The sequence below is a fragment of the Nodularia chucula CCY0103 genome, from assembly GCF_963923915.1.
In the GTDB taxonomy this organism is placed as follows: Bacteria; Cyanobacteriota; Cyanobacteriia; order Cyanobacteriales; family Nostocaceae; genus Nodularia; species Nodularia chucula.
In genome coordinates, this window is the sequence record NZ_CAWUOL010000012.1 from 68,469 (window position 1) to 76,034 (window position 7,566).

Genomic DNA, 7,566 nt, shown 5'->3' on the forward strand with positions numbered 1-7,566 from the left:
TTTAAGTCAAGCTCAGAAATGAATCGGTGGAATAGACGTGGCTTTATTTATATCCTGTGCTTGAGTTTAATGCTGTGCTTAACGGTTTTTTCTTTTCGTTCACAACCAGTTTTTAATCAGCAGAAAAGTTTAGCGACTCAAACAGAGATTCGTGGGGTTTGGCTAACTAATGTTGCCAGTGGTGTGCTATTTTTACCTTGGGGTATTAATCGCGCTATTAATCAGTTAGCGGCACTGAATTTTAACACGATCTATCCTGTTGTTTGGAATCGAGGGAATACTTTTTATAAAAGTAGTATAGCGAAAATTGTTACAGGTTCAGATGCTGACCCGATTCTGAATTTAATCCACGGTGGACAGGATGTTTTAACTAAGATTATTACACTGGCTAAACCTCAAGGTTTAAGTGTGATTCCTTGGTTTGAATATGGTTTTATGACTCCAGTTAATTCCCAATTGGCACAGCGTTATCCCCATTGGCTAACTATGGGTCAGGAAGGGATAAAATCTACTACAGAAGTTCCTCTAGAAGAAATAGGCGATAATTCGGCGCATAAACAAGCTTGGCTGAATCCGTTCCATCCCAAGGTGCGGGAGTTTATTTTGGCGCTAATTGTGGAAGTTGTGAGTTATTACGATGTAGATGGGATTCAGTTGGATGACCATTTTGGAATGCCTGTAGGATTGGGTTATGATCCTTTTACTGTGGATCTTTATCGCCAGGAACATAATGGTAAAAGTCCGCCTAGTGATCCTTTTAATCCCCAATGGATGCGTTGGCGTGCTGACAAGATTACTGAGTTTATGGCGGAAATTCATCAAAGTGTGAAGGCGATTAAGCCTGATGCTATTATATCGCTGTCGCCTAATTCACATAGTTTTGCTTATAAATACTATCTGCAAGATTGGGAAAGTTGGGTGAGAAGGGGTTTAGTGGATGAGTTGATTTTGCAGGTATATCGTAATAATGAAAGCAGTTTTATGACTGAGTTGGAACAACCAGCTGTGAAGTTGGCGCGCAGTCGGATTCCTGTGGGTGTGGGGATATTAACGGGAACTACTAAGACTCTTGTGAGTATTGCTCAAATTAAGGAGCAGGTGAATACTGTGCGCGATCGCAATTTTCCTGGTGTTTCGTTTTTTTATTGGGAAAGTCTATGGGGTAGAATTACGCCAGAATCAGCGCAGGTACGGCGGAATGTCTTTCAGAAGTTGTTTGCGGAAAGGGCTATGAGACCAGAGTTTGTCAACCCAGAGGGGCGCGGAGGTTAACGCCCAAGTATGGGGTATGAAAAATCTGAGTTTGGGTGTATACTATCGCTGGCGGGTGGTATATGGAGTAAAAATAGTGCGGCTTTTGGTAACGGTGATTTTACTGGTGTTGTTGGCAGGGTGTGGTACGATTGGGCTGCTACCAACTCCTGAGTTAGTCCAAAAGGCGATCGCACTCCAAGTTGAGCAAACCCAAGAAGAATTGAATCAAAAGTTGGATCTGCATTCTGAAAGTTTTGAAATTAAACGTTTAAGAATCCGTGAGGAAGAACCGTTAACTATTGCCAGTTTACCTGCTTTTCACGTGCGGGGAACCTACGATTTAATTCTGCACTTCCCTAATAGACAGTTGCAACAACTGCAACAACCTTTTGATGTTTATCTGCAAATTCAGCAAGAGGGTAAATCTTGGCGCTTGTTGCTTCCAGAAGAGGATAGCGCTGTAATTCCCAAAGGTTGGCGCAGCTATTTAATTCTTTAAGTTGATGTGCAAGTCTAGGAACTATCATAGGCTTGACGGTATAAATTCATAGATATAGCCATGATCGAGGTGATAGTTTCACCAGGGATGAGGCGATATGAATTTCAGCTTTTTTATTAATTCTACCTTACTGATTATCGTCGCGGTGCTGCTGGGTTTCGGTGGACTGCGATGGTTGGAAATACCTGCTGGTAGCTTTCTGGACTGGGTAATTGCGGGCGCAAGTTTTTGGTGGTTATTGGTAATTGTGACTGTACCTTGGAGTGTGCATTTTCAAGCTAAGGAAGTTTTAGCCGCAGCAGAACAATCTACAGATAAAGAAATTCCTGTAGATGCCAAACAAATTAATTATGTCACGGTTTTAGCCAAGCGATCGCTCTGGGTAGCCATTGCTTTACATTTATTTTCAGCAGTAGGTCTTTATACCCTAGCTGCTACTGGTATCAGTGCTGTGGGCTATATCAGTTCTGGTGCGGCTTTGTTATTAACCGTTCTGCGTCCTGCTATCCGCGCCTATGAATATCTTTATGCACGGTTGATGATGATTCGCCAAGAGTTTCAATATCCGCGTGAGGATGTCATGGAACTGCGTAATCGCTTTTATCAGTTAGAGGATACAGTCAGACGTTTAGAAGAACAACTTAACCCGCAACTCAGTTACTCATTACCTGCAACTCAGCAACGCTTGGCTGACGAAACGCGCACGGATTTAGCCAGCTTAAAAGCCAGTTTAGCAGAATTACGCGCTACAAATCAAGTGGAACACGAAAGTTTAGCTAGAGAAGCTAGAAGTGCGATCGCGCAACTTTCTACAGATGGGCAATTTCTTGACCATGTGCGGGAAATTATCCGCTTTTTTAAATCAGCTTAAATCCCCAGTGACAACATCACAAAAGTTTTGCTGACTCATACAATCTTTTCATCAATGAGAAGATTTTTGTGCCATAATCTAAATCTACTGACCACCGTCCAGAAATTTGATAAATTGATGGGGCAATTCCTCTAGTAATAAACCTAAATCTGGGGTCTACAACTTCATTTACTAAAGGTTCTAAACTAGCATAAGCCTTTAAATGTTGAATATGCGCTCTCACGCCAATTCTAGCACTAGGAAAAGATGCTGCTTCTGCACCTCCGCCAATAGAACCTAACCCAGAAAAGTTATTTTGCTCAGATTTTATCCCACCACCAAACCGTAAAAATCCTGTTTCTAAACACATTTGACAGAAAGCCAGATCATAGTTAACTCCTTCTGCATTACCTTCTTCCCGATACAACTTTGGTAAGTCGGCAAAATTTACCAAAGCGTTTTCATTGTTGTTTCTCAGGAATAATTGTAATTCTACTTCTGATGTAATCCCCCGCGACATAATCTGGTCAAGTTTATCAACACAAATTAATAAATTTGAGCGTAATTCAACTGTACGGCTTACACCATCCCAACCAATAACCACATTATAATCTCGTAAATCAACGGCTTTGATATAAACTATTTGTCGATAATTAATGCGATTCACATTTGGGGAGGTGGATACATCGATTCTCAGTTGATCTACTAAATCAATGGGAATGTAAGAATTGCCGTTAACTAATATTCCTTGCTCTGGATATTTCTGACCATTAATATTAATATTAATAGACGGATAATTTGGTTCTGTGGGAGTGACATTATTAGGGTTAATTACCCGACTCCAAGAGGCTAGACCATCAGCAATTCCCAAGGCAAAATCACGGCGACGATTTTGTAGCAAAAAGCGGTCTTCTGGACTGCTGAGAAAGCCAACTTGCATTAATAAGGATGGAATGGTGATTTGACGACAAAATGCTAAACTTCCCAAACCGCTTTCTGTATCCGGCCTGACACCTCGATTGGGTAATTGAGTTACACGGCGCAATAGCCCCATTAACACTAGTTCGCCATTATTCTTCCGCTCTAGATTATTAGCAATGTAATAGACAGCTGCACCCCTAACACTAGGACTACTAGCAGTATCAGCATGGATTTCTAGGGCGACATCTAACCGACTACCACGCGCATTAATCCAAGCGATGGTTTCGGCGGCGCTGAGGTCATCGGGAACGGCTAAAACGTCAAAACTGCGCCCCCGCAATTCTGTTACAATCAAATCCCGCAGCAAAATCATTTCTTGGGCTTCGGTTGTCCCCCCGGCGATGGAGCCAGGATCGATACCTGCGCCTTCTTTCCCTCCGTGGGCTGCTGAAATAAAAATACGTCCCATTGTCAGTATTTCCTCTAAAAATTAATCTGAAGCAATTTTATACATGATTGTTGACTTGGCAACAAGAATATAATACCTATCAGTGGGTAAATTCACAGCAGTCAAAGCTAAGAAGTCATCAAACAGAATGCAAATTCCCCGCTTACACCCAGACACAATTGAGGAAATTAAACAACGTGCTGATATTGTTGATGTTGTATCAGAACACGTAGTTTTACGCAAGCGTGGTAAAGATTTTCTGGGTTTGTGTCCCTTCCATGATGAAAAAACTCCCAGTTTTACAGTCAGTCAAAACAAGCAAATGTATTATTGCTTCGGTTGTCAAGCTGGGGGAAATGCCATTAAGTTTTTAATGGATGTGGGAAAACAGTCTTTTGCGGAGGTGGTATTAGATTTAGCACGACGTTATCAAGTTCCTGTGCAAACTCTCGCCCCAGAACAACGCCAAGAATTACAGCGTCAAATTTCTTTACGTGAACAATTATATGAGGTTCTGGCTTCTACTACACAATTTTATCAACACGCCCTCAGACAAAGCCAAGGACAAAAAGCATACCAGTATTTACAATCTCAGCGTCAACTCCAGGAAGAAACTATTCAGCAGTTTGGTTTAGGTTATGCACCCGCAGGTTGGGAAACTTTGTATCGCTATTTTGTGGAAGATAAACATTACCCAGTGCAGTTGCTGGAAAAAGCGGGATTGATTAAGCCGAGGAAGGAGGGAGGGGGTTATTATGATGTTTTCCGCGATCGCCTGATGATTCCCATCCGTGATCTTCAAGGGCGAGTCATTGCTTTTGGTGGAAGAACTTTGAGTGATGAACAGCCGAAGTATTTAAATTCACCAGAAACCGAACTGTTTAGTAAGGGTAAAACTTTATTCGCTCTGGATCAAGCCAAAGACGGAATTTCCAAGCTGGATCAAGCTGTGGTGGTGGAAGGATATTTTGATGCGATCGCCCTTCATGCTGCGGGTATTAATAATGCCGTAGCTTCTCTCGGTACAGCTTTAAGCATAGAACAAGTCCGGTTAATCCTACGTTACACCGAATCCAAACAATTAATCCTCAACTTTGATGCTGACAAAGCCGGTAATATCGCCGCCGAACGCGCCATTGGGGAAATCGCCACCTTAGCATATAAAGGCGAAGTACAACTCAAAATTGTTAATATTCCCGATGGTAAAGATGCTGACGAATATTTGTATACTCATACACCAGAAGACTATCAACAACTCCTAGCAAACGCCCCACTGTGGCTAAACTGGCAAATTGACCAAATTATTCAAAACCGCGATTTAAAACAAGCTACCGACTTTCAGCAAGTTAGCCAGCAGCTAGTAAAATTACTGCAAAATATAGATAATAGCGATACCAGAAATTATTACGTTTCTCACTGTGCCGAAATCCTCAGCTTAGGTGATACGCGACTGATACCCCTACGGGTAGAAAATCTGTTAACTCAAATTTCACCAACTACAGCCACCAAAAATAAACCTTCTGGTAAGAAAAATTTCACCCACTCCCCACTCCCCACTCCCCACTCCCCTCCTTCAAGCGATAAAAGTCTTTTAGAATTAGCAGAAGCTTTACTATTAAGAATTTATCTGCACTGTCCCGAACAGCGTCAAACTATTTTTAATACTTTAGAAGAACGGAATTTAGAATTTAGCTTGTCTCACCATAGATTATTGTGGCAGAAAATTTTAGAATCCACAGGAGAAGAGGTGGAAATTATCTCCAGTTTGCAAGATAGATATTTAGAATCATCGGCAGAAATCACCTCAATTTCCCATTTATTTCACCTCAACGAGAAAAGTCAGAAAGAAATACTGCGGACACCCCAAGCCGTTCAAGCTGCTGTTGCTTGTATGGAGAGAGTATTAATAGAAAAGCGCTATCGTTACTTTTTAGAACTGTGGGAACAAACCGATGCAGAAGCCGAACCAGAAAAATGGCAATCCTATTATCAATCTTTTTACAATGAAAAAATGAAACTACAAGAATTAGATCGTCAACGCCAATTTTCTATTACAGATTTAGTTTAATTTTGTGAATACCTTGCCAATACATTAAAATAAAATAACCCTGTATGCCTTAGCTGTTATGAGCCTAACTACTGCTAAACGCTTCACCATAGATGAATACCACCGTCTCGCAGCACTCGGTTTCTTTGCTGAAAATGACCGCGTTGAGCTAATTCAAGGAGAAATCGTCCAGATGGTTGCTAAAGGTACACCGCACTCGGTTTGCAATACCCGTTTGTATCGGGAATTATTTAAGCTGGTTGCAGAAATGGCTACTCTGAGAGGACAAGAACCAATTATCATCTCAGATGACAGCGAACCAGAACCAGATTTAGTCATTGTGCAGAATCGTCCTGATGACTATCTGGAAAATCATCCTCAGCCATCTGATATATTGCTGGTAATTGAGATTTCTGATTCCTCCTTAAAATACGACCAAGATATAAAATTACCGCTTTATGCAAAAGCGGGTATTAATAATTACTGGATATTTAATTTAATAGATAATTATCTAGAGTGCTACAGCGAACCTTATCAAGATTTAAAAGATAAATTTGGCTACCGCCACAAGTTAATTTTCTTGCCTAATGAGACAGTTAATTTACCCGTTTTCTCTAATTTAGTTTTGGATTTATCTCAGGTATTTCCAAAAGGATAGGTCAGGAGTTAAGAGTCCATATGCTCAACTCAATACTGAGTACAGTTCTCTCCACGATAAGGGTTTTCTCGACCACTTACGAGCGCAAGACCCAAGACTATGTATAAGGATAAGGATAAGAGTTTTTTCGACAACTTCTCAGGACTTCTTGTGCAAAGCTTTAACATTTCATAGTGAAATTTCTGTTCGTTGTCAGATAATGTATTTACCAATTTTTCTTGACCTATGGAAGCATGGTTTTGGCTCGTTAAATTTTCAACATCAGGAAGCAAATGTGACACCCCAAATAATTGTCCCAAAGGAGATGTTTTCATAAAAGCTTGCCTTTTGGCGTGAGTCATAGCAACTTTGGAACCTGCTTTGATTTCAGTGCTAGTCAGATGGTTTTGGCACTCCACATTCGCCTTCTTGTCGCTGACAGAAGACTGCTGCTTTTTGTCGTGAGAATCTGAAACCATATAAGTCTTCTCCAGGAGCGCTCGGTGCGACCCCAACATATTCCATCTCTATCTTATATCTGTAGTATGCCACAGCTTCGTCTACAGCTGACAGAATTACTAGCGGATCGTCTGGTTCTGTTTGACAAGATTTCAATCCAACTTTTATTGCATACCAGATTAACCATTTACCGATTGGTTCTATAAGCCTTTCAGCCACCTCACCTCGACTTGTAGGATGGGCTTCTATATGTTCAATTTCTAGGTACTTGGGAAATCCAGGATAGGGATAAAGACCATATCTCACTAATCCCCATACTTTACCTTGATAAACCAGTTTGATGATATTTTGACACTCAAAACTAGTATTTTGCCATAGGCTTAACCAGTCAAAATCCCAATAGACTCATCCGCGAATCATAAATGCCTACCAGGAGAGAGTGACAAGGAAT

General features: G+C 41.0%; 7 protein-coding genes. 5 read left to right on the forward strand and 2 right to left on the reverse strand.

Annotated features, from left to right (window positions below):
• The first annotated feature begins 18 nt into the window (after positions 1–18).
• From ACM0OP_RS06060 to ACM0OP_RS06070, 3 genes are all read left to right on the forward strand, one after another.
• On the forward strand, positions 19–1,272 hold the full coding sequence (locus ACM0OP_RS06060; RefSeq protein ID WP_414527495.1) for a glycoside hydrolase family 10 protein: 1,254 nt from the start codon (positions 19–21) through the stop codon (positions 1,270–1,272).
• 73 nt (positions 1,273–1,345) lie between these two features.
• The gene (locus ACM0OP_RS06065; RefSeq protein ID WP_414527503.1) at positions 1,346–1,753 is read left to right on the forward strand and encodes a hypothetical protein; all 408 of its coding nucleotides are present in this window, start codon (positions 1,346–1,348) and stop codon (positions 1,751–1,753) included.
• A 97-nt stretch (positions 1,754–1,850) separates the two neighbouring features.
• Entirely contained in the window at positions 1,851–2,624 is a 774-nt protein-coding gene (locus ACM0OP_RS06070) for a hypothetical protein (protein WP_414527496.1), read from the forward strand.
• Between the two features lie 16 nt (positions 2,625–2,640).
• Here the strand turns inward: ACM0OP_RS06070 and tftA are convergent, their stop codons facing one another.
• On the reverse strand, positions 2,641–3,993 hold the full coding sequence (gene tftA, locus ACM0OP_RS06075) for a hormogonium tapered terminus morphoprotein TftA (protein ID WP_414527497.1): 1,353 nt from the start codon (positions 3,991–3,993) through the stop codon (positions 2,641–2,643).
• A gap of 127 nt (positions 3,994–4,120) precedes the next feature.
• Between tftA and dnaG the strand changes: the two genes are divergently transcribed.
• The gene (gene dnaG / locus ACM0OP_RS06080; protein WP_414527504.1) at positions 4,121–6,040 is read left to right on the forward strand and encodes a DNA primase; all 1,920 of its coding nucleotides are present in this window, start codon (positions 4,121–4,123) and stop codon (positions 6,038–6,040) included.
• 58 nt (positions 6,041–6,098) lie between these two features.
• Entirely contained in the window at positions 6,099–6,677 is a 579-nt protein-coding gene (locus ACM0OP_RS06085; RefSeq protein ID WP_414527498.1) for a Uma2 family endonuclease, read from the forward strand.
• Positions 6,678–7,049: 372 nt separating this feature from the next.
• Here ACM0OP_RS06085 and ACM0OP_RS06090 read toward each other — a convergent pair whose 3' ends face one another.
• Positions 7,050–7,421: a hypothetical protein gene (locus ACM0OP_RS06090; protein ID WP_414527499.1), complete on the reverse strand. Its 372-nt coding sequence runs from the start codon at positions 7,419–7,421 to the stop codon at positions 7,050–7,052.
• Positions 7,422–7,566 lie beyond the last annotated feature (145 nt).